The sequence below is a fragment of the Sunxiuqinia elliptica genome, from assembly GCF_900113005.1.
Lineage (GTDB): Bacteria > Bacteroidota > Bacteroidia > Bacteroidales > Prolixibacteraceae > Sunxiuqinia > Sunxiuqinia elliptica.
The window spans coordinates 52,176-74,431 of the sequence record NZ_FONW01000018.1; the positions used below are offsets into that span (position 1 = coordinate 52,176).

The following is a 22,256-nucleotide window of genomic DNA, read 5'->3' on the forward strand; positions in this document are numbered from 1 at the left end:
AAGTCGTTGGCACGGAAGAATTTGCTATGAAACCCTTTTGAGGAGTTTAACAAATCAGGCTGGTTCTTGTTAAATGAAGACAGAACAAGTATGGAGTAAAAAATAATAAAGAAATGAATAAGACAATTCTACTGACAGCCGCATTTTTATTGGCCTTGGCTGTAATTTTAGGTGCTTTTGGAGCGCATGGCCTGAAAGAAAAGCTGGGGAATGAAATGATGCAGATTTACAAAACGGGCGTGGAGTACCACTTTTATCATGCGCTGGGGCTGTTGCTGGTTGGCGTTTTGTCAGCCCAAATGCCGTCTTCTTTGATGAATTGGTCGGCCATTTGTTTAACTGTGGGGATCGTCATTTTCTCAGGAAGCTTATACACGTTGGCCATAACCGGAGTTCGTTGGCTTGGAGCAATTACCCCTTTGGGAGGTTTAAGCTTTATCGCCGGCTGGGTATTACTCTTTATTGCCGTGTGGAAAAAATAAAAAAAACGGAAGCGTAACTGCTTCCGTTTTTTTGCAATACTTGAAACTATCTCCAGCCACCTCCCAGTGCCCGGTATAGTGAAACAACTGCAGTGAGTTGCTGTATCTGGTCGTTTACTTGGCTAAGTTGTGCACCAAGTAAACTTTGTTGTGCATTCAACACCTCCGTATAGGTTGCCGAGCCAAAGCTGAGCAATTCCTGGGTGTATTCAACCGATTTTTTGAGCGCCTCGAGTTGTGAGTCCCGCAAAACCATTTTCTTTTCCGAGTTGTCGTACAGGCTAAGTGCGTTGTTAACTTCTTGCCCGGCCTGTAGCAACGTGCTCTTCAAATTTTGGAGAGCAGCTTCCTGTTTGGTTTCCGCTACCTTCAAGCGAGTCACATTGGCTTTTTTTTGAAAGATGGGAGCCGCCAAACCGCCAATAACGTTGGCTGCAAAAGATGAAGGATCCAATAGTTCATCTAACTCGGTAGCCCCAAATCCCGATGAAGCCGTAAGGGTTAACGAAGGATAGAAATAAGCCCGGGCATTGTTTGTTAATTCGTAAGCCTGCATAACCTGGAATTCAGCTTGCATAACATCTGGACGATTATCCAACAGTTGAGCAGGAATACCGGCAGCCAATGTGCTATTGATTTCTTGCTCACTTAACGAACCGCGTTCAACGGGGCCAGGCACTCTTCCCAGTAGTGAGGACAGTGCATTCTCTGTTTCCCTGATTTGTTGATCCAAGTCGGGTAAAGTTACTTCAGCGGCATAACGGGCTGCTTCACTTTGCACAATGGCAGCTCCTGTTACGAGTCCGCTTTCTTTCAGAACTTTCATTGTTTCAACTAAGTCAATGTTATTGGCAACCGTTTGCTTGGTTATTTCCAGTTTTGCATCGAGTGCTGCAAGCTGGTAATAATACATGGCTATTGTTGAAATCAAGCGCGTTTGAACTGCTTTTTGCCCGGCATCAGTTGCCAACAGGTTGGCGTAGGCAGCACGCTTTGAGCTTCGCAGTTTTCCCCAGATATCAATTTCCCAACTGGCTTCAAGTCCCAGCTGGTATGAGGTAACATCGCGAGGTCCGTTAGGGTAAACTGACTCAGGATTGCGTGTGTAATTCTGCGATGCTCTGGCTGAAACTCCCGGAAGTAAAGCGGCTTTCCCTTGTGTTAAATAAGCTTCTGCTTCGAGTACTCGTTGCACAGCAATCTGCATGTCCGGATTATTGGCAAGTCCTTCAGTAATTGAATTTTTCAGAAAAGGGTCTGTAAAAAGTTCCTCCCATGGCTGTGTTGCGATGGTGGTTGAGTCCGTATTTTCTACGGCTCCGTACAACCCTTCTGTTTCGACTGTTGATCGTTGAAATTGGCGTGATGTTCCACAAGAGAACAACAGAGCCGAAGTTCCAATCAGCAGTAGTATTTGTTTGAATGAATGTATCTTCATAATCATTTTCTTTTTTGCCGGCTTATTCAAAACTGTTTAATTCTGAAATTTCCTTGATTTCAGGTTTCTTAACCTTTTCCTGTAGCGTTTGGAACAGCACGTACATGGATGGAATAACCAGGATTCCGATCATGGTTCCAATTAACATTCCACCTACAGCACCCACACCAATGGAGCGGTTTCCGTTGGCTCCAACACCTGTTGCCAACACCAATGGAATTAGTCCAAAGATGAATGCAAATGAGGTCATCAGGATCGGACGTAAACGTGCGGTCGCCCCTTCAATGGCCGATTGAACAATGCTCATGCCTGCCTGGCGTCGTTGCAATGCAAACTCAACTATCAGAATGGCATTTTTTGCCAGCAAACCAATCAACATGATTAAAGAGATTTGCAGGTAGATGTTGTTCTCAACACCCATAATACGGGCAAAGATGAACGATCCGGCAATACCAATCGGTAATGAAAAGATGATTGATAACGGCAATAGGAAACTTTCGTACTGAGCTGCCAGCAAGAAGTACACGAAAATCAAACTCAAAATAAAGATGATGATGGATTGGTTCCCAGACTTTAATTCTTCTCTGGTAAGTCCGGAAAACTCATAACCATAGCCGGTTGGAAGGGTTTCTGCTGCTACTTCCTGTACCGCTAAAATTGCATCACCGGTACTGTAGCCGGGGTTTGGAGCTCCATTAACATCGATCGAGGTATACATGTTAAAGCGCGTAATGTTTTCTGGACCATAAACCCGTTTTAGGTTGATGAACTCCGTAATTGGTGCCATCTCTCCAGAGGGTGTCCGGATATAGATGTTGTTGAGGTCTTCCGGATTTCCCCGGTAGTTAGCCTCTGACTGAACCATAATCCGGTATTGTTTACCAAAGCGGTTGAAGTCGGATGCATAGTAGCCTCCAATATAACCTTGCAGTGTTGTTAAGACCGAGTTGACTGGAATGCCAGACTGCTTGCAACGAGCCACATTCACATCAACCTGGTATTGTGGAAAGTTGGTGTTGAATGAAGTGGTGGCATACTGAACTTCTGGACGCTGATTAAGTTTTCCCAAAAAGTTTTTGGAAATCTCCTCAAACTTCTTGATATCACCTCCGGTTTTATCTTCAAGCTTGAGCTCAATTCCACCAGAGATACTAAATCCAGGAACCATTGGAGGTGTAAAAATGATGATTCGGGCATCTTTGATTTGTGAGGTTGCACCATAGAGTTTCCCAATTACACTGTTGAGGTCTTCTCCTTCATCTTCTCGCTCTTCAAAAGGTTTCAGGTTACAGATTACCATTCCGTAGGAACTACCACGTCCACTAATCAGGGACATTCCAACAACGGTTGATCGGCTTTCAACTTCGGGAGTGTTGGCCAAGATTGCATCAACTTGGTTGGCAATCCTCCGAGTTTCCTCCATGGATGTTGCAGGAGGCAGACTGATGTCAACAAACATACGTCCGGTGTCTTCTGCAGGAACAAATCCTGTTGGGGTTGTTTTCATCAAGAAGTAGAGTGCTCCGGAAAATGCAATGATTAGCACAGGCGAGATCCACCTTTTTTTCATCAGGAAGCTTGTCGTGTGCTTGTATTTATTGGTCATCGCATCAAAAGCCACGTTGAATGACGTATAAAAACGTTGCAGATAGCTTTGCTTTTTCTCTGGATCGTGTTGATGTGGTTTCAGGAAGATAGCACAAAGTGCCGGGCTAAGCGTTAGGGCGTTGATGGCCGAAAGGATAATGGATATGGCCAGGGTAATCCCAAACTGCTTATAGAAAACACCGGTTGTTCCGGTAATAAATGCTACAGGAACAAACACTGCTGACATCACCAAGGTAATTGAAACAATTGCTGTAGAGATTTCATTCATCGCTGAAACAGCAGCTTCTTTGGCATTTTTGGCTCCTTTGTCCAGCTTGGCATGGACGGCTTCAACAACAACAATGGCATCATCTACCACAATTCCAATGGCCAGGATGAGTGCAAAAAGGGTAAGCAAGTTGATGGTAAATCCAAAAATATTTAGGAAAAAGAAGGTACCAACAATCGCTACTGGAACCGATATTGCAGGGATCAGCGTCGCTCTAAAATTCTGTAGGAAGACAAACACAACGATGAATACCAGAATGAAGGCTTCAATCAGCGTGTGAATTACTTTTTCAATGGAGCTGTCCAAAAACTGGTTGGCATCCATCAGGATTTCATAGGTAATTCCGGGAGGGAACGATTTTGATGCTTCTTCCAAGACCTCTTTGGCTTCAATAATTACTTCGCGGGCATTGGACCCTGCTGATTGGAAGACTGCCATGGCAATTCCCGGGCTCCCTTGTGTTGAAGTTGAAATGGAATAATTAAGTGCTCCCAATTCGATTCGGGCAATATCAGTTAACCGTAAAATATTACCGTCTTGGTCTGCTTTAATAATGATGTCTTCAAATTCTTCGGGTTGAGTCAGCTTTCCTTTGTACTTCAAGACATACTCAAACGACTGGTTATTTTGTTCTCCCAGACGGCCGGGAGCTGCTTCGAGGTTTTGCTCATTCAGTGCAGCAATAACATCGGTTGGAACCAAGTTGTAGGCGGCCATAACGTCTGGCTTTAACCAAATTCGCATGGAATAATCTTTGGCACCAAAAACCATCGCTTCACCTACCCCGTTGATCCGCTGGATTTGCGGGATAACATTGATCCGGCTATAGTTTTGCAGGAAGGTCTCATCGTACTGGCCATCTTCGTTGTATAATGAGAAAACCATCAACATACTGTTTTGCCGCTTTGCCGTGATAACTCCGGCCCTTGTTACCTCCGAAGGAAGTAGGGCAGTGGCTCGAGCTACCCGGTTTTGAACGTTTACAGCAGCCATATCCGCATCGGTTCCTTGTTTAAAGTAAACCTGAATGGTTGCCGAACCGTCGTTACTGGCCGTTGATGTCATGTAGGTCATGTCTTCAACACCGTTAATCTGCTCTTCCAGCGGGGTGACCACACTTTTCAATACGGTTTCGGCATTGGCTCCGGTATAGTTGGCCGAAACACGGATGGTTGGAGGGGCAATATCCGGGTATTGCTCGATGGGAAGACTAATAATTCCCAGAACTCCCAGAATAACGATAATAATGGATATGACCGATGAAAGAATCGGTCTTTCTATAAATTTTCTAAACATGATTTGTCGCTAATTTTCTGGTTTAACTAGTTGGAAGAGTTATTCGCTTCAGCTTGAAGATCAAGTTTTACCAGTTTCGGTTTAATTGGGGTATTGTCTCTTAGTCCCGCAATTCCTTCAACGACTACCTTATCTCCTTTTGCCAGGCCAGAGGTTACAATGTAATTATCTTTCAGGTTTCCGACGATAACTTCTATGGGCGTTGTTTTTGCCTGATTGTCATTGCTAACAGTGTATACAAAATGTCTTCCTTGTAATTCAAATGTGGCTTTTTGAGGAATCAGTAAAGCCGAATTAAGATGCTGATGAATACGTACCGTTCCGCTACTTCCGTTTCTTAAGATGGCATTTGTGTTGGGGAAGGTTGCACGTATGTTAACAGCACCGGTAGCGATATCAACCAAACCACTTGCAGTTTGAATGTTTCCTGTTTGTGAGTAGACCGAGTTATCAGCAAGGACTAATGAAACATCGGCCATTTGTCCAAACTTTTGCTGCAGGTTGTCTCCTTCCAGTTCATTGGTGAGCTGCAGAAAGTCTTTTTCATTCATCGAAAAGTAGGCATACATTTCCTGGGTGTTTGAAACGGTTGTTAGTGGTTGTGCAATGGCACTGCTTACTAAACTTCCAACGCGGTAGGGGAAAGTTCCTATAATCCCATCTGTGGGGCTGGTTATTCTTGTGTATTGCAGGTTGGCTTTAGCATTTGCCAGATTGGCTTTTGCCTGAGCAAGCTGAGCTTCTTTGGCCTGCAATGCTGATTCTGCCGACTCCAATTCAAACGAACTTACAATGTTCTTTTCTACCAGCGGTTTGGTCTTTTTTAAGGTGATTTGCGCTGCGACAATTTGAGCTTCAGCAACTTTTACTTGAGCTTCAGCTGAGCGCACGGTGGCTTGAAGGTCGTTGGCATTTAGTCGGAATAACACTTGTCCTTTTTTGACGGATGCTCCTTCGTCAACTAAAATTTCTTCGATATAACCTGCTACCCTGGGGCGGATCTCAACGGTTTGCTTTCCTTGTAAGGTTGCCGGATAATGTTTGTCGAGCGTTACAGGGTGGGACTCAACGGTCATTACTTGGTATTCTTTTACCTGCCCGGCACTTCCCGGGCCTCCTTCTCCTTGTGAGTTTGAGCATGATGATGCTACAAACAGCGCAAAAATGAATGTCAAATTTCTTAAATGCATAATTGTTTCTGTCTTAGTTTTTGTTGTTTATTGCTAATGGTTGTTGTTGTCAACTATTTGGTATATTACTGCCTTCGCTATTTTCTCGAATCTTGTTTAAAACCCGGAAAAAGGTGAGAAACTCTTCATCAGTAACTCCTTGAAGCAGCTCATTGGAAAGAGATATCCCTGTTGCTCTTGCTTGAGTTAGCACTTGGTAACCTTTATGAGTTAAAATCAGATTTTTTTTTCGTTTATCTAATTTATCCGGGAGACGAACCAAATAACGTTTATCAATTAAAGTGTTTACTTGCCTCAGAATAGCCGATTTGTCTCTGATGATGATCTCGGATAAATCCTGTTGAGTCATGTCTTCTTTATCGCCTATTTCAAAAAGGATAACAACCAAATCAAAAGTTAGATCGATCTTTTGTTGTCTAAATTTCTCAGATAGCTTGCTTTTGAAGATTCGCATTGTTTTTCCCAGTAAATAACCGAGTGGTTTTTCCGTTTGCATGACTAGTTTTTATTTTTTGCAAAGCTAATTTTAGTTAGTTGATATTATCAACTAAAACTAGTTAAAGAATCTTTAATCATTTTGCGTAGGGAGCTAAGGTCTTGATGTACAAGTGTTTGTATGGTGTTAATTTTTTGTGAATTTGAATTCAAAGAAATAGGAAGAGATGAAGGATAAATCCTAGTTCAAGGCAGTTTGAATAACGATATGTTAAAAATAGTTAATAAAGTTTAAAAGGGTAGATTGGCTGCAATACGCCGTTTAACTGTTCTTGGATAAAACACCAATGATTTATCGTGCGTTATATTATTGTTTAGTGCGTATGTGGCTGGTTGTGAGTGAAATGTATTGTATAACATACTTTTGAAAAAAAAAGTAAAAGTGTTGTGTTTAATTCAATAAATCTATAGAACTTGTTTCTCAATGGGAATTATTTACTGAACAAAATGGTTCTACTAAAAAAAACTAACGTAACTGAACTCCTTGGTAGTGAATTGAAAAAATACCGTCTTAAAAAGGAAGTTTTAAAAATGCTGTATGCTTCAGAGATTATGTCTGCGGCAGATTTAAGCTTTTCTGTTGGGGTCAGTAATCCTACCATGCGAAACCTCATTGAAGAGCTGATAAAAGAAGGGTATGTAAAATCGTACGGGCTGGGTGAGTCAAATGGCGGACGAAAGCCAGCACTTTTTGGATTGATTGAGAATACGCTTTTTGTTATTGCTTGCGAAATGGGGCGCTTTCATTCTAAAGTGACCATATTTAATCCCCGACATGATCAAGTTACCAGAACCCTACTTGTTGAAACCGAGATTGATGATCCGGATTTAGAAGATAAACTCTTTGATGCAGCAAAGGTGTTGCTGGACGAATCACAAATTCAATACGAGCACATTATAGGTGTGGCTGTTGGTATGCCGGGTTTAGTAGATGCTGAAAAGGGGATCAACTACACGATCAAGAATTCGGAGAATAATCATATAAAGGAACGACTTGAAAATCGCTTTGAAAAAGAGGTGCTTATTGAGAACGATGCGAGAAGTCAAGCTTATGGGGAGTATATGTTTGGTGATGCCAAGGAAGTAGAGAATGCTTTGGTTGTAAATTGGAGCTGGGGACTTGGACTTGGAATGATTCTCAACGGAAAATGCTTCAGTGGGGCCACCGGTTTTGCGGGTGAGTTTAGCCATATCAAACTAGAAGAAGGGGGCGATTTGTGTATCTGTGGTAAGCGGGGCTGTTTGGAAACGATTGCTTCTGCAACAGCTTTGGTTAGAATGGCGAAAGAGGGAATTCAACAAGATAAGGTATCACAGTTAACAAGAAAGTTTACTGAGAACATCCAGGAAATCACTCCTGAAGATATTATTAAAGCGGCGAAGAGAGGGGATGAATTTGCCATTTCACTTTTAAGCAAAATTGGCTTTGGAATGGGAAAAGGATTGGCGATTTTAATTCAATTACTGAATCCCGAGGTTATTGTTTTAAGTGGAGATTTGGCAAAGGCCAATCAGTATGTGCTGATTCCAATTCAACAAACACTTAATCGCTATTGCCTCGAAAATATAAGCCAGCAAGCTGAGGTCAAAATCTCGACACATAGTGATGGGTCTGGTTTGCTTGGGGTCACTGCGATGTTCTATAATTATCTATTTAATCAAGAATCTATTCGGTCTAACTATAAATCTGTACAAGTCAAAACTTAGTCTTAACATGTGTAGTTCAACTGCACAAATTAATCTAAATCTTTATTTTATGAGAAAAATTATCTTAACATTTATGAGTACAGTCTGTTTGGCTCTTTTGCTAATCGGGCAGACTCATGCGCAAATGAGCGTGAGTGGTACAGTAAGGGATGTGGACGGGGGTGAGATCCCCGGAGTTACAGTCCTGGAAAAAGGAACGACTAACGGAACGGTTACTGACATGGAGGGAAGGTACACTCTTCAGGTTTCGATGGATGCCGTGCTTGCTTTCTCTTTTGTAGGGATGACTACCAAAGAGATTCGGGTCGATGGTCGTGAATCTATTGACGTTCAGATGGATGCTGAGGAAATTGGAATTGACGAAGTGGTGGTAACCGCTTTGGGTATTAAAAAGGAAGCAAAAGCATTAGGATATGCGGTTTCTAAAGTGAGCTCTGAAAGGATTTTGGCCAGTGGTACTCCAACGAATGCACTTCAGTCATTGTATGGTAGCGCTGCCGGAGTTCAAGTTGCAGCAACGGCAACCGGGCCAACTGGAGGTATGAAAATTAACATTCGTAATGCCGTTTCGTTTGATGCAAATTCTTCGACAAGGCCTTTGATTGTTGTTGATGGTGTTCCAATTCATGATGAAAACACGGGGATTGGATACAACAATCGTAGTGGACGAGATAATGGTACAGGGATTAATGATATCAACCCGGATGATATCGCCTCTTTTGAGATTCTGAAAGGGGCAAAAGCATCGGTGCTATATGGTAGTGAAGGTGCCAACGGAGTTGTTTTGATTACAACGAAAAGTGGAGCCAGAGGACAAGGACTCGGGGTTTCGGCATCTTTTACCACATCGTGGGATAACATCGCTTTTATGCCTGACTTACAAGATCAGTATGGTACTGGTAGGAGTCCGAGCAATACACAAACAGATGATCAGGGCTATTACTTGGATGATGAAGGGCAACGTGCTTTGGATTATAGTGGAGGTGCATTTGGGCCTAAGTTTGATCCCAATGTTTCTTTGGTTTGGTGGGACGGAAGTACGCGTCCTTGGGTCGCTCAGAATAAAACAATCTATGAGCAATTGTTCCAGCAGGGAAGACAAAATACAACAAATGTTGCCTTAAGCTCCGGTGGGGATAAAGGTTCTATGCGTTTTTCATATACAAATATGCAGCTAACACCGACAACACCAGGTGGTGAGTATGATCGGAATACGTTCAGTATTAATTCAACCTACGATATCAATGATTATATTACGGTAAAATATGCAGGGAACTATTATGTGTCAAAAAATCAGAATGGTTCAAGTGCAAATTCATTTGATGCGCAGGGAGCGCGTTCTTCATTGGGAGCCTATAGTGCTGATATTGATGTCGATTTGCTTGAACAATATTTGGTAACCGAAGATGGGTACAACTATTTCTCAAACCCGGATTTACAGTATTTCATTTCTACAGGTCGTTCCTCTATCGTAGGTTCTTTGTGGGATTGGAGTCAGGATGAGTCGGTGAATGACCGAATCCACAACATTCAGTCGTTGACACTTGATGTCAAACTAAGTAAAACCTTTGGAGCAACAATCATGGGGGGACTTGATAATACAAACGAAAGAAGTATTTATCGAGGAAAACTGCGAGATCCGTCTTTAGCAGGTCCTGGTAGTGGTTCCATTTATCGGGATGTTTCCAGACAAATTAGAAAAAGCTATGGACAGGGAATGTTCAATTTTGATACCAATGTATCAGAGGTCAATATATCGGGGTTTGTAGGAGGAGTTATCCGTCATAACTACCTGGAGCAAAAAGGAGCAGAAGTTGTGGGGGGAATGGTTATCCCAAATTTCTTTTCTTTTTCTAATTTACCTTCTGGTGTTCAGCCTCAGTATGTAAATAATAATGAGGAAGATATTCTTTATAGTGTATTGGGATCGGTACAGGGAGCATGGAATGATCAAGTGTACGTTGAAGCTCAAGCACGACAAGACTGGTCTTCAATCTTACCTGTAGATAACAATAGTTACTTTTATCCAGGGCTTAGTGCAACTTGGATTGCATCGAATAGTTTGGAACTTCCGTATTGGGTTGAGTTTGCTAAACTAAGAGCATCTTGGGCAGATGTTGGTCGTCCGGGCCCTCGCTATTTTAGTAATGTAAACTATGAAGTATCAGCCTCAGGCTCTGGGTATATTTTAGCTCCTCCCGGAGAACTACCTCCAATGGATGAGAATTTCAAGCCAAACCTAAAGCCAGAAAGGAAACGGGAGTTTGAAGTGGGACTGGAGGCTTATATGTTTAAAAATCAACGCATCGGTGTAGACTTTTCTTTCTATACATCCAATACCTACGATCAGATTATGGCGGTGGCTGCACCTCCAGGATTAGGAGTATCTAAAATTAGAATGAATGCAGCTAATGTGGAGAACACAGGATGGGAATTGGCGATTAAAACAAAACCAATTCATACGCGTGATTTCAAATGGAATGTTGACCTAACCTTTGCTTCCAGCAAAACGAAAGTGAAAGAATTGGGTGGTGGACTAACTTCATTGTCTTTATGGGGTACGAATGGGCTAAATGCTGTTGCTGAGGTTGGCGGTGAGTATGGTTTGATCTATCAGCAAAAAGGTTGGCAGCATTATATCAATCCTTCCGATCCTAATGATCCGAAAAATGGACAGCGGGTTGTTTCTAGTAACGGGGCTTCATATAACTATGCTTCTAGCAGTACCAAGATGGTGGGTAAGTTGATCCCTGATGTAACCGGAGGTTTGTTCACCTCTTTTAGTTATAAAAACCTGCGTTTGATCGCTAATATGGACTATTCTTTTGGTGCGTTCTTTATTTCAGAAGGAGAAACCTACATGATGGCAGCTGGAGTGCTTAAAGAGAGTTTAGCTTATCGTGATCAGGCTAGTGGAGGTATTGCATACCACCTAGATGAAACCGGTACAAAAGTAAAAGGAGAACATCCATCAGGAGGTGCAACTTATTATGATGGTGTTTTGCTGGATGGTGTTTTGCCCAATGGAGAGACTAATGATAAGGTTGTTGCTGCTGAAGATTATTATGGCGAATCGTATTTCTCCAATGGTTTCTTCCCGGAAGATCGGCTTTTCAAAAGTGATTACATTGCTTTAAGAAACATTGCTTTGGATTATACTTTACCAATAAAATTAACGCAAAAGATCGGTGTTAATGGCTTGACGGTTTCCGTTTTTGCGAACAATGTTGCCTATCTGTATAAAGATGCACCCAACACAATTCCTGAATCTTCAAATGGAACAGGATGGAATGATAGTTCATACGGAACCACTGCGCTTCCTGCTCAGCGGTCTATTGGTATGTCGCTAAAAGTTAAATTATAATTTTAAAAGGCTTACAAATGAAAAATACAATTATAAAATCAGCACTGGCAGTATTGCTACTATTCTCATCGGTTGCATGCCAGGATGAGTTGGAAAGGCTGTATCAAGATCCGGATGGATTCTCGAAAGAACAGGCAAATAACTCGGGGGTAAGTATTATTGCTGGATATTTTACTTCGCAACTTACCCGGGGATTCTTTTTACGGGGTGAATATGGAGCCTCATACCACCAAATGCGGAGCGGTTCGCGAATTATGGGAACCGGAACTCAGATTTATTATACCATGAACGCACTCGGTGTATCTTACCAATTGTATGATGTTGAGCACGACTGGGGAACAAATGGTTTTAACAACACTGTTTTCAATAAAATTAACAACGATTGGATTAAGCAGGTGCTGTGGGGACAGGTGGAATACAACAATATTCCTGAAGCTGAACGCACCAATTTGGATAACTTATTTATGAAGCTCCTTCATGTATTGAAAGCGTACGGTTATCAACGAGCAATCGATATGTACGACGTTGTTCCTTATATTGAAACAGGATCTGCAGGTGCCCTGACTGATGATAAGGCGCAGTATATTGGTCAAGATGAGATTTATCCAAAATTGATTGAAGAATTGAAGGAGGCCTCAGAGTTTATTGCCAACCTCGAATTATCTGATTCAGAACAATCAGCTTTTGGAAATCAGGATGTGATTTTTAATGGAGACCTGGCACAATGGGAAAAGTATATTAATTCCTTGCGACTACGTTTTGCGATGACTGTTAGTGAAGTGATGCCTGATTTAACTCAAACCGTTCTTTCTGAGTTGAATGGAAAACCGCTATTCTCAGAATATGATGATGTTGCTGGTTTAGCCGATATCGCCATTGTTGAGCCTCATCGTTTGCAAGTAGAGTTGGGGATTACCCGTGCTTTTAGAGAGCGTATTGATGAGTGTCGGGCTCCGAAGAAGTTTATCGAGGATGTCATGCACTGTATGCCAGTAGAGAAGAGTGTGGAAATGAATGGAGAAACACTGTACTACTTTGAAGGAGATAATTCAGCAAGCGGACTATTGGATGGTACTGTTGATCCACGTGTTGCTTACATATTTTCAAAGGATGTCTTGGGACGTTATATTGGCAATGATGTAAAATGGGATTTTGGAACTGATCCGAATAGTTATATGAATAAGAGTTTACGTGCTTACTATATCAATGATCCAATTTTGACAGACATTTCAATTGTAACATTCCAATATGGTGATGAAGACGATGAGGTGATTACGTTGAATGAAGAAGCCAAAAACGATTTGACTAAGCGAGAAGCATTTTTGCTTAATTCATTACGTAATATCGTAGGACGATATGAAGATATTAGGAGTGTCGGAACCGACGATAATCTGGTTTCTGAATTTAATGTTCGCCCTCAATTCAACTTTGATTTGAGGTACCCAACACTTCATGCTGTTGAAACAGAGCTTTCTTTAGCTGAAGCAGCGGTTAGAGGATTTGGAACGGTGAACGGTTCAGCGAGAGAACATTATAAGAAAGCCATTGAATTGTCTTGCAAATATTGGTACGAGCTGAATAATTCAAATCAGTATTCAAGGTCAACGGTTCCTAGTTTTCCTTCAAACTCTGAAGATACGCGAATTCAGGCTGATAAACCTGAAATGGAATATGATGCAAGTGTTTATGCTGAAAATGAAGCACAACGTTTTGATGCTTTAAATGATCAGGAGAAAGTGCAGGCAATTTTCAATCAGTTACAACTACATTATAACTTTTTGAACTGGGAAACGCCATACACTTCGGCAAGACGTTTAATCAAATATTTAGGAACCAATCCAGCATCTCCTTATGAAGTATTTCAGTGGAAGGAAAGGATGACTTATCCTGGTAGTGTTCAGGGATCAGATCCCGAAGCATGGGCTCAGATTAGTGGACATAACAATCCTGATCTTCCTGTTTGGTTTACTGGCAGAACAGAGAAATGGAAAAATGTTTTAGAATAAAGCGCTAAACTTTAAATTTGAATTATCATGAAAAAAATTCTTTATATATGCTTGGTCTTGATGATGGCAGTTGCTTGTAGCAAGTCAGACGAAGGCACAATTATTGGAACTGCCGGAACGGATGATGGTAGTGTTGTTGCCGGAATTACCGTAAAACTGTATAATGATAATACAGACTTTGTGAGGGAGACAACAACCGATAATGCGGGTAACTTTGCCTTTTATGATGTTGAGGAAGGTAATTACTATATCGGAGCTACCGTTGAAGTTGGCGGAGAAACCTATGACACAGGAAATATGCCTCAAATTATCTATGTAAGTGGAGAAATTGAAAAAACGGTTTCTTTAACGCTTAAGAAAAAGTAATTAAGGTAATCGTATGCTAATGAAACCCGGTCAGCGAAAAGCTTGGCCGGGTTTATGCGTCATTATTGTGTCTTTACTATTCGTGAAAGCAGGGCAGAAAGAAGTATCTTTAGAAAAAAAATATAAAAGATATGAGTTATTGAGAAAATATTTTAAAATTTGTAATTCAATGGTTGACAGATAATAATTCCAGCGGTTTATTGCTGAACTACCCAAATCATTTTTAACTGATATAACCAACTAATTTTTTTATCATGAAAAAACTACTGACGAATCTGTGTTTCACTTTTTTGGTTCTGAGCGCCTCAGCTCAGATGGTTCACGAGTTTGAAGGGCAAAAGTATTACCCCGAGGATGATCCTTTGGTGAATGAGAAATTGAATCAATGGCAGGATTTAAAATTTGGTCTCTTGATGCACTGGGGAGCATACAGCCAGTGGGGGATTGTGGAATCCTGGTCAATTTGTCCGGAAGACTATGGCTGGTGCCAACGCAAAAAAGGGAATAATCCAGAGAATTACTATGAGTATGTGAAGGAATACGAAGGACTGAAGAATTCCTTCAATCCAGTTGACTTTAATCCGGAGAAGTGGGCTAAGGCAGCAAGTGATGCCGGAATGAAGTATTTGGTTTTTACGACCAAGCACCATGATGGCTTTTGCATGTTTGATTCAAAATACACCGATTATAAAGTGACCGATGAGGCATGCGCATTTCATACCAATCCAAAAGCCAACATTACGAAAGAAATTTTTGATGCCTTCAGGAATGAAGGGCTATGGGCTGGAGCCTATTTCTCAAAACCTGACTGGCATTCTGATTACTATTGGGATCCGTACTTTCCTCCGTTCAACCGGAATGTGAACTACGATCCGGAAGCCTATCCTGAAAAATGGCAGAAGTTTGTTGATTTCACACACAATCAAATTTTGGAGCTGATGACCGATTATGGTAAGATTGATATTTTATGGCTCGATGGCGGTTGGGTGGCAAAGTCTTCAAAAGAAGAAATGCAGCATTCTTTGATTCGAAAAGGCATGGGAACTTCCTCTGGTTTTTTGAAGTCGTTTGCCGTGAATCAAGACATCAAAATGGATGAGCTTGTTGAAAAGGCGCGTAAAAAACAACCCGGGCTAATTGTGGTGGACCGTGCAGTAGAGGGAAAAAATCAAAACTACCTGACTCCTGAAAATAAAGTGCCGGAAGAAGCCTTGCCATTTCCATGGGAGTCATGCATTATTGCTGGCGGTGGTTGGTCTTATGTGCCCGATGCACAATACATGAGTCCGAGAAAAGCCATTCACATGTTGGTTGATATTGTGGCTAAAGGTGGAAACTTACTTTATAACATTGCTCCGGGGCCTGATGGAACGTGGCACGATGAAGCTTATCAGTTGTTGGAAGCCATGGGCGAATGGATTCAAGTGAATGGTGAAGCCATTTACAGTACACGGGCGATTGCTCCGTATAAAGAAGCCAATATTTGCTTCACCCGTAAAAAAGACTCCAATACCATTAATGCAATCTACCTGGCTGATGAAGGCCAAAAACAATTACCTGCAGAGATCTATGTGAACTCTTTCCAGCCAAAGAGAGGGGCAAAAGTAAGTTTGCTTGGGGATGGAAAATCATTGAGTTGGAAAAAATCTGGAAATGGCATGTTGGTGCAGATTCCTGAAAAGTTACGGAAGAATCCGCCGGCTGGTTATGCTTGGGTACTTCAGTTCGAAATAGCTGAAGATCGGAAATAATTAAAAACGGTTAGCTGAAAAGCAGGGTGCTGAGATCAGCTAACCTTTAAATCACCTATAAAAACAGAAGAATATGTTCTATCGCTTTTTGCTTTATGTGGGATTAATCGCTTTGGTTAGTTGTACTCCGAAAATTGAACCCAAAACGGTTATTGTAACCTCTCACAACCACGAAACGATTACTTGTAGTTCAAGTGGAAGCAATTATTTTAAAAATTGGGCCGTCTTTCCGGGGAAAGATGAACCCGTTAGACGTGTGTTTATGGATGTGACTTTGGGGCATCCCGATTCCATCAACATTGCACACTGGGATTACTTGGATCACATTACCATTCGTCGGGTTGGTGGAGTGCATGGCGATTCGCTTAACCTGGAAATTGGTCGGATGCTAACGCCTTACGGAAGTAACTTTAAGAAAGACTGGGAATGGAAATGGCGGGTTGATGTGACTGACTTTGCCAGTTTGCTGCGCGACAGCGTTGAAGTTGAATACATGCATTCGGGCTACGAAAGCAAGGATGTTGGTTGGGATTTGACGATTGATTTCGAAGTGAATGTTGGTAAACCTGTCGCTGAAATGGTTCAGTACGATAAAGTGTTTGCCGGAAACTATGCATACGGAGATAGCACCAAGCCAATTACAGCATCTTTGGCACCTGTGGAAATGGAAATGGCTCCGGAGGCTAAGTTGGGACGTTTACGGATTCAGCATACGGGGCACGGCATGGATCGCCCAAGAGGTTGCAGCGAGTTTTGTAGCCGTTGGCGCGAAGTGGTTGTAGATGGAGCGGTGATTGATCGCCGTGATATGTGGAAAGAGTGTGCTGACAATGCTCTTTATCCTCAGGGCGGTACCTGGATTTTTGACCGGGCTTATTGGTGTCCGGGCGATTTGCAGAAAGCTGACTTGATTGATTTCCCAATTACCAAGCCAACGCACACCATTGATTTGGAGCTGGAGCCTTATACCGCTCAAAAAAATGTACAGGCCAACGAATCGATTCAGGCCATGTTGTTTCAATACAACCAGCCAAACAGTAAAAACGATGTAGCCATTGAAGAAATCCTGGTGCCGAACAAATCGGTTGAGCTCAATCGCTTGAATCCTTCTTGCTTTGAGCCGCGCATTGTGGTGCGTAACCTGGGAAGTGAGCCTATTCAGGCCTTGGATATTGTTTACGGTACCGAAGGTTTCGATTTTAAAACTTTTACCTGGACCGGAGAACTTGGTTTTTATGAGGAGCAGGTGATTGTGTTGCCAGGAGTAATTGGTTTTAACTTTGGTGAAAATGTTTTTTCAGTGGAAGTTAGTTTGGCGAATGGCGAAACGGATGAATGGGATGCAGACAACAGCCGGCAGGCTGCGTTTGTTTCTCCAAAAGAAATGCCGGAGACAATGGTGCTGACGTATAAATCGAATAATGCCCCTGGCGACAATACCATTCGCGTAATTAATGAACAACAGGACGTTGTTTTTGAACGTACTCCGGAACAGTCGGAAGCAAATACCTTGTATCGGGACACTTTGGTTTTGGCTGAGGGTAAATATCGCTTGGCTTTGCAGGACACCGCTCATAACGGATTGGAATTTTGGTTTATGCCTAAGCAAGGTTATGGCTACATGTACTTGTCGGATTTGGATGGTCAGGTGTTGCATCGTTTCGAAAGCGATTGTGGAGTTGGGGAAAAGCTGGATTTTACAACTTCGAAAACACCTCGCATTGACGAAAACGTAGAACAGGAACTGTTTATTCTTCATCCGCGTATGTTTAAGTCGAAAACTGAATTGATGGTGGATGCCGAAAAGCCTTCAGATGGCGAGATCCATATTTTGGCAGATGGCGATTTGATGAAGACGATTCCATTCAAACAAGTGGAGCATAAAACTTTTGATATTGATTTTTCCGAATTTAAAGACGGACGCTATGTTGTAGAGTTGTTTGTTGAAGGAGAAAGCAAACTCAAACTTCGGGTGAATAAAACATCCAGAAGTTTTGACTAAGCATAGTTCCCGGTAAAGTCGGGAAGGTATAATATGCGAAAGCCAGCTATCGAAAGAAAATCGATGGCTGGCTTTCGTGTTTTTTGATGCAGATCGCTTCGTATTTTCTTGGCATCTGCGTTAGCTTAACTGTCTTATTTGATGTCCATGTCTTTGGTGCGTTTGGCCCAACGTTCGCGGGCTAGTTGCTGCATGTCTGTCTGGATGTCTTTTTCGTCAGTAATTTCCAATCCAAGAATGGTTTCAATAATGTCTTCCATGGTCACCAGGCCTTCGGTGCCACCATACTCATTGATGACAAGTGCAATGTGCTCTTTTTTTATGAGTAGCTTCTCAAAAAGTACAGGCACCGTAATGTTTTCGTAGCACACAACCAGTTCGCGTTTATGATTCAGCAGCGGTTCTTCACTTGCTCCGGCAGCCAACTTCTCCATAACATCTTGCTTTAAAACGTAACCAGTTATTTTGTCAATACTTTCCTGAAAAATTGGAATCCGCGAGAATTGAAAGAAGGTCTCTTGCCCGAAAAACTCAGCCAAGGTCATGGTTTCCGGAGCAGCCAGCATCACGGTCCTTGGAGTCATGATATCTTTGACTTTAATATCGCGAAGACGAATGAGGTTGATGATGATTTTACTTTCCGTTTCCTTGAAAATCCCTTCATCAAGCCCCAATGATGCCAGCATGGCAACTTCTTCCCGGCTAATTGACTGTTTGCTTTTTCCTTTGGAGATGGCACGAGTAATAAATTCACTGAGAAGTACCAGCGGGTAAGTTATGAAAATCAGTCCTTGAATAACCCGGGCTGATGGAAGGGCTAATTCTCTCCAAAATTGAGCACCAATTGTTTTGGGAATAATCTCCGATAGCACCAAAATCAAAATGGTGAGTACGGCTGAGATAATACCGAAATAGGTTTCTCCGAATAACCTGGTAGCTTCAGAACCTACACCAGCAGCACCAATGGTGTGTGCAACGGTGTTTAAAGTAAGGATAGCTGCTAACGGACGATCGATTTGATTTTTTATATTTTTCAGAATCTTAGCCGACTGGCTTCCTTCTTCTTCTTTCAAATAGATAAATGAAAAACTTACAGATAACAAGACAGATTCCAGCACAGAACACAAAAATGATACTCCTAATGCTAGAACCAGATAAAAAATGAGCATGCCCATGGTGTCGATTTCTTTTGCCGAAAAGATACTAATTGTATTGGATTCTGAGATAAATTGAGCAAAAAACTTATTGGTATTCTTTTGGGCGACATTTGTTGACGTATACATTATATATAGGAGTTTTAATTTTTAAGTCGTCATTCTTCTTTAGGAAGTCTTCTTGAAAGCTGTTACTTTTATTCGAATGAGAAAGATCGTTTGGGTGGTTTTAGTTTTTATGCTTGCGGGTTGTGGTGATTCACCGAAAAAGGGGGCCAATGAAATAACTGTTTTTGCAGCGGCTAGTTTTACCGATGTGATAACAGAAATTGCGCAGCGCTTTGAGCAGGAGCAAAAGGTGAAGGTTCGGCTTAACCTGGCTGCTTCCGGAACATTGGCCCGACAGATTGAAAGTGGAGCGCAGGCTGATGTGTATATTTCTGCCAATAAAAGTTGGATGGATTACCTGGAAGAGAAGAATTATTCAAAGGAGAGCGGAGTTCTGGCCCGAAATGAGTTGGTATTAATAATACCCAAATCCGAAGTCCAGGAAGATTTGAAGCCGGAGGTATTATTAATGTATCCCAAAAATCGAATCGCCATTGGAGATCCCGGTTACGTGCCAGCAGGAAAATATGCCATGCAGGTATTAAAAGCTTTTGATGTGGAATCGGAAGAACACTTATTATTGTGTCGTGATGTTCGTTCAGCTTTGATGATGGTTGAACTGGGAGAGGTCGATTGTGGAATCGTTTATAAAACGGATGCCTTGCAATCAACGAAAGTTGACATTATATATACGTTTCCTGAAGAAATGCATGATCCGGTAGCTTATTACCAGGTGCTGGTGTCATCAGGTGCTTTGGCAAAAGAATTTTACGACTATCTTTATTCTTCTGAATCGAAACAAGTGCTAACCAATTATTCTTTTAAAACAGATTGAGTGAATTATTAACGATAGGATTAACAGAAGTGGAGTGGTCAGCGTTGGCTGTTTCATTGAAAGTCTCATTGTTGTGTGCTTTCCTGTCACTTCCCTTTGCAGTGCTTGCAGGTTGGCTGTTGGCGCGAAAGGAATTTAGGGGAAAAGCCGTTGTCGAAGCTTTCTTGCATGTCCCCATGGTGATGCCGCCGGTAACAACCGGATATCTCTTGTTGCTGATGTTTGGTACAAATGGATTGTTGGGGAGTTGGCTGGAAACTTTGGGAATCCGCATCGCCTTTAGTTTCGATGCAGCGGTGCTGGCTTCTATTATTGTATCCTTCCCGCTGGCCGTTCGTGCAGTTAAGCAGGCGGTCGAAATGGTGGACAAACGCTTGGAGGATGCTGCCGAGATTTTAGGAGCTAGTCGTTGGCGTATTTTCTTTGCCGTAACCGTTCCCTTGGCTTTCCCCGGAATCTTAAGTGGATTCTTATTGAGTTTTACACGTAGTCTGGGAGAGTTTGGGGCAACCATCACTTTTGCCGGAAACATTTTTGGAGAAACCCGGACCATTCCGCTGGCTCTTTTTTCGGCCATGCAAACTCCAGGCAAAGAATCGGAAGCTTTTCGACTGATGCTTCTGTCAATCGTCATATCATTTATAGCCATGTTGGCCTCCGAATTGGTTAACCGGCGTTATAAAAAGGAATTGTATTAATGAGTGCGCCTGTTTATATTGATATTCGTTCTCAGCGAGGGAACTTTCAGCTTGCCGTAAAAACATTCATCCCCGATGGTATTGTTGGGATTTTCGGTCCATCTGGCTCCGGAAAGTCTTCCTTGTTAAAGATAATGGCAGGGATTGAGCATCCCGACAATGGGCAGATTATTGTTCGGGGACGCGAGTTCTATAACCGTTCGTGTAAAATAAAGGTGCCTGCACGTAAACGAAAAATGGGATTGGTCTTTCAGGAAGGACGTTTGTTTCCTCATATGAGTATTCGCAAAAACTTGTTGTTTGGCTTTGAAGATGGGGCGGCAATCGGTTTGAATGAAGTTATCGACCTGTTAGAAATTAGGCATCTATTAAATAAGAAACCACATCAGTGTTCCGGCGGAGAGCAGCAGCGGGTGGCGATTGGGCGTATGCTATTAAGTTCTCCTGAGGTTTTAATGCTTGACGAACCATTTTCGTCCCTGGATCAACGACTGCGTAGAAGTATCATTCCTTATTTAATAAAGATTCATCAAAAGTACCACATGCCGATTTGGGTGGTAAGTCATGATATTTGTGATTTATTGATGTTGACCAACCAGCTAATGATAATGAATAATGGGCAGGTTGTAGGAAATGGATCGTATCATGAATTGCTTTTTGATTCTTTGGCGACTTCAGTATTACAGCAGGAAGATGAAATAAACGCAGTACGTTTACCTATTTATCACATCGAGCAAGTCAATGGAATGAAAGCTTACCATTACCAAAAACAGACTTCGTCTAACTATTTATTGCTTGATGTGGATCAGGAGTTGGAAATAGGCGATCAGTTAATCGTAAGTATTTCTCCTCGGAATATAAGCTTGTCATTACATCAGGTTGATGATATTTCTACGCGCAACCAACTCGCGGGGGAGATTACTTCTATAAAAGAACGCGGGAAAAAGGTATTTTGTCAAGTTGATATTGGCTTTTCGGTCTTGGTTGAAATCACGCGTTCTGCCTGCGATAAAATGGGCTTGAAAGAGGGAATGAATATTTACTGTCTTTTTAAATCAAGTTCTGTGAAAATTTTATCTGTAGGTAAGTAATTGTATTCTAGCGGATATGTGAAAAAGGGTTAAAAAAAGGCAGAAAATAAATTATCAAAACGCTTGCGGGAAAGAAAAAGGTCCCTATATTTGCACCCGCTTTGAGAGACAAACGGGTTACACCGGGAGCTTGAGAGGCAGCGTTCTAAGAAACATACGAGGTCGGAAAAGAGTCACAAAGTACTGTGGCTGGTTTTACGAAAACAGGATGAAGAAATAGAGCGAACGAAAGTTCATTGACAATATTGAAAAAGTAGAAAGATAAGGAAGAATTGCGAATTAAGAGTTTATTCCGGGAGTCAGACAAAATTGAGATTACTTTAGGGTAATTTCTAACAATTTTTATTTACAACGAAGAGTTTGATCCTGGCTCAGGATGAACGCTAGCGGGAGGCCT

General features: G+C 41.9%; 15 protein-coding genes. 10 read left to right on the top strand and 5 right to left on the bottom strand.

The annotated features are described in order from the left end of the window. Window positions 1–113 precede the first annotated feature (113 nt). On the top strand, window positions 114–482 hold the full coding sequence (locus BM156_RS19980) for a DUF423 domain-containing protein (protein WP_093921677.1): 369 nt from the start codon (window positions 114–116) through the stop codon (window positions 480–482). 46 nt (window positions 483–528) lie between these two features. On the opposite strand, the gene BM156_RS19985 is transcribed toward BM156_RS19980, so the two are convergent. From BM156_RS19985 to BM156_RS20000, 4 genes are read right to left on the bottom strand one after another with little or no spacing between them, the layout of a single operon-like run. After that, on the bottom strand, window positions 529–1,920 hold the full coding sequence (locus BM156_RS19985; protein ID WP_093921694.1) for an efflux transporter outer membrane subunit: 1,392 nt from the start codon (window positions 1,918–1,920) through the stop codon (window positions 529–531). Between the two features lie 22 nt (window positions 1,921–1,942). Then, window positions 1,943–5,092 (bottom strand): efflux RND transporter permease subunit, encoded by a 3,150-nt coding sequence (locus BM156_RS19990; RefSeq protein ID WP_093921678.1) that lies wholly within the window; start codon window positions 5,090–5,092, stop codon window positions 1,943–1,945. A gap of 26 nt (window positions 5,093–5,118) precedes the next feature. Further along, entirely contained in the window at window positions 5,119–6,282 is a 1,164-nt protein-coding gene (locus tag BM156_RS19995; protein ID WP_093921679.1) for an efflux RND transporter periplasmic adaptor subunit, read from the bottom strand. Between the two features lie 49 nt (window positions 6,283–6,331). Next, window positions 6,332–6,778, bottom strand: coding sequence for a MarR family winged helix-turn-helix transcriptional regulator (locus tag BM156_RS20000; protein ID WP_093921680.1), 447 nt, complete (start codon window positions 6,776–6,778; stop codon window positions 6,332–6,334). A 446-nt stretch (window positions 6,779–7,224) separates the two neighbouring features. On the opposite strand from BM156_RS20000, the gene BM156_RS20005 reads away from it, so the two are divergent. The 6 genes from BM156_RS20005 to BM156_RS20030 all read left to right on the top strand — a co-directional run bounded on the left by BM156_RS20005 (window position 7,225) and on the right by BM156_RS20030 (window position 17,973). Next, complete coding sequence (locus tag BM156_RS20005; protein ID WP_139218348.1) at window positions 7,225–8,484, top strand: ROK family transcriptional regulator; 1,260 nt, start codon at window positions 7,225–7,227, stop codon at window positions 8,482–8,484. Between the two features lie 49 nt (window positions 8,485–8,533). Next, complete coding sequence (locus BM156_RS20010) at window positions 8,534–11,848, top strand: SusC/RagA family TonB-linked outer membrane protein (protein ID WP_170847030.1); 3,315 nt, start codon at window positions 8,534–8,536, stop codon at window positions 11,846–11,848. Window positions 11,849–11,865: 17 nt separating this feature from the next. Beyond that, on the top strand, window positions 11,866–13,854 hold the full coding sequence (locus BM156_RS20015) for a SusD/RagB family nutrient-binding outer membrane lipoprotein (protein ID WP_093921683.1): 1,989 nt from the start codon (window positions 11,866–11,868) through the stop codon (window positions 13,852–13,854). Between the two features lie 27 nt (window positions 13,855–13,881). Next, window positions 13,882–14,220, top strand: a complete 339-nt coding sequence (locus BM156_RS20020; protein WP_093921684.1) for a carboxypeptidase-like regulatory domain-containing protein — start codon at window positions 13,882–13,884, stop codon at window positions 14,218–14,220. Between the two features lie 254 nt (window positions 14,221–14,474). Then, a complete protein-coding gene (locus BM156_RS20025) occupies window positions 14,475–15,971 on the top strand; it encodes an alpha-L-fucosidase (RefSeq protein WP_093921685.1) in 1,497 nt (498 codons plus the stop codon). 73 nt (window positions 15,972–16,044) lie between these two features. Then, a complete protein-coding gene (locus tag BM156_RS20030; protein WP_093921686.1) occupies window positions 16,045–17,973 on the top strand; it encodes a peptide-N-glycosidase F-related protein in 1,929 nt (642 codons plus the stop codon). A 134-nt stretch (window positions 17,974–18,107) separates the two neighbouring features. Here BM156_RS20030 and BM156_RS20035 read toward each other — a convergent pair whose 3' ends face one another. After that, complete coding sequence (locus tag BM156_RS20035) at window positions 18,108–19,256, bottom strand: CNNM domain-containing protein (RefSeq protein ID WP_244525771.1); 1,149 nt, start codon at window positions 19,254–19,256, stop codon at window positions 18,108–18,110. Window positions 19,257–19,332: 76 nt separating this feature from the next. Here BM156_RS20035 and modA point away from each other — a divergent pair, with 76 nt between their 5' ends. From modA to modC, 3 genes are read left to right on the top strand one after another with little or no spacing between them, the layout of a single operon-like run. Continuing rightward, window positions 19,333–20,070, top strand: a complete 738-nt coding sequence (modA, locus tag BM156_RS20040; RefSeq protein WP_093921687.1) for a molybdate ABC transporter substrate-binding protein — start codon at window positions 19,333–19,335, stop codon at window positions 20,068–20,070. Next, window positions 20,067–20,768: a molybdate ABC transporter permease subunit gene (modB, locus tag BM156_RS20045; RefSeq protein WP_243745408.1), complete on the top strand. Its 702-nt coding sequence runs from the start codon at window positions 20,067–20,069 to the stop codon at window positions 20,766–20,768. Before modA ends, modB begins: the two co-directional genes overlap by 4 nt. After that, window positions 20,768–21,859 carry a molybdenum ABC transporter ATP-binding protein gene (gene modC, locus BM156_RS20050; RefSeq protein ID WP_093921688.1) on the top strand — a complete coding sequence of 364 codons (1,092 nt, stop codon included), beginning with the start codon at window positions 20,768–20,770 and terminating at the stop codon, window positions 21,857–21,859. The genes modB and modC overlap by 1 nt, the downstream gene beginning before the upstream one ends. The last annotated feature ends 397 nt before the right edge of the window (window positions 21,860–22,256 follow it).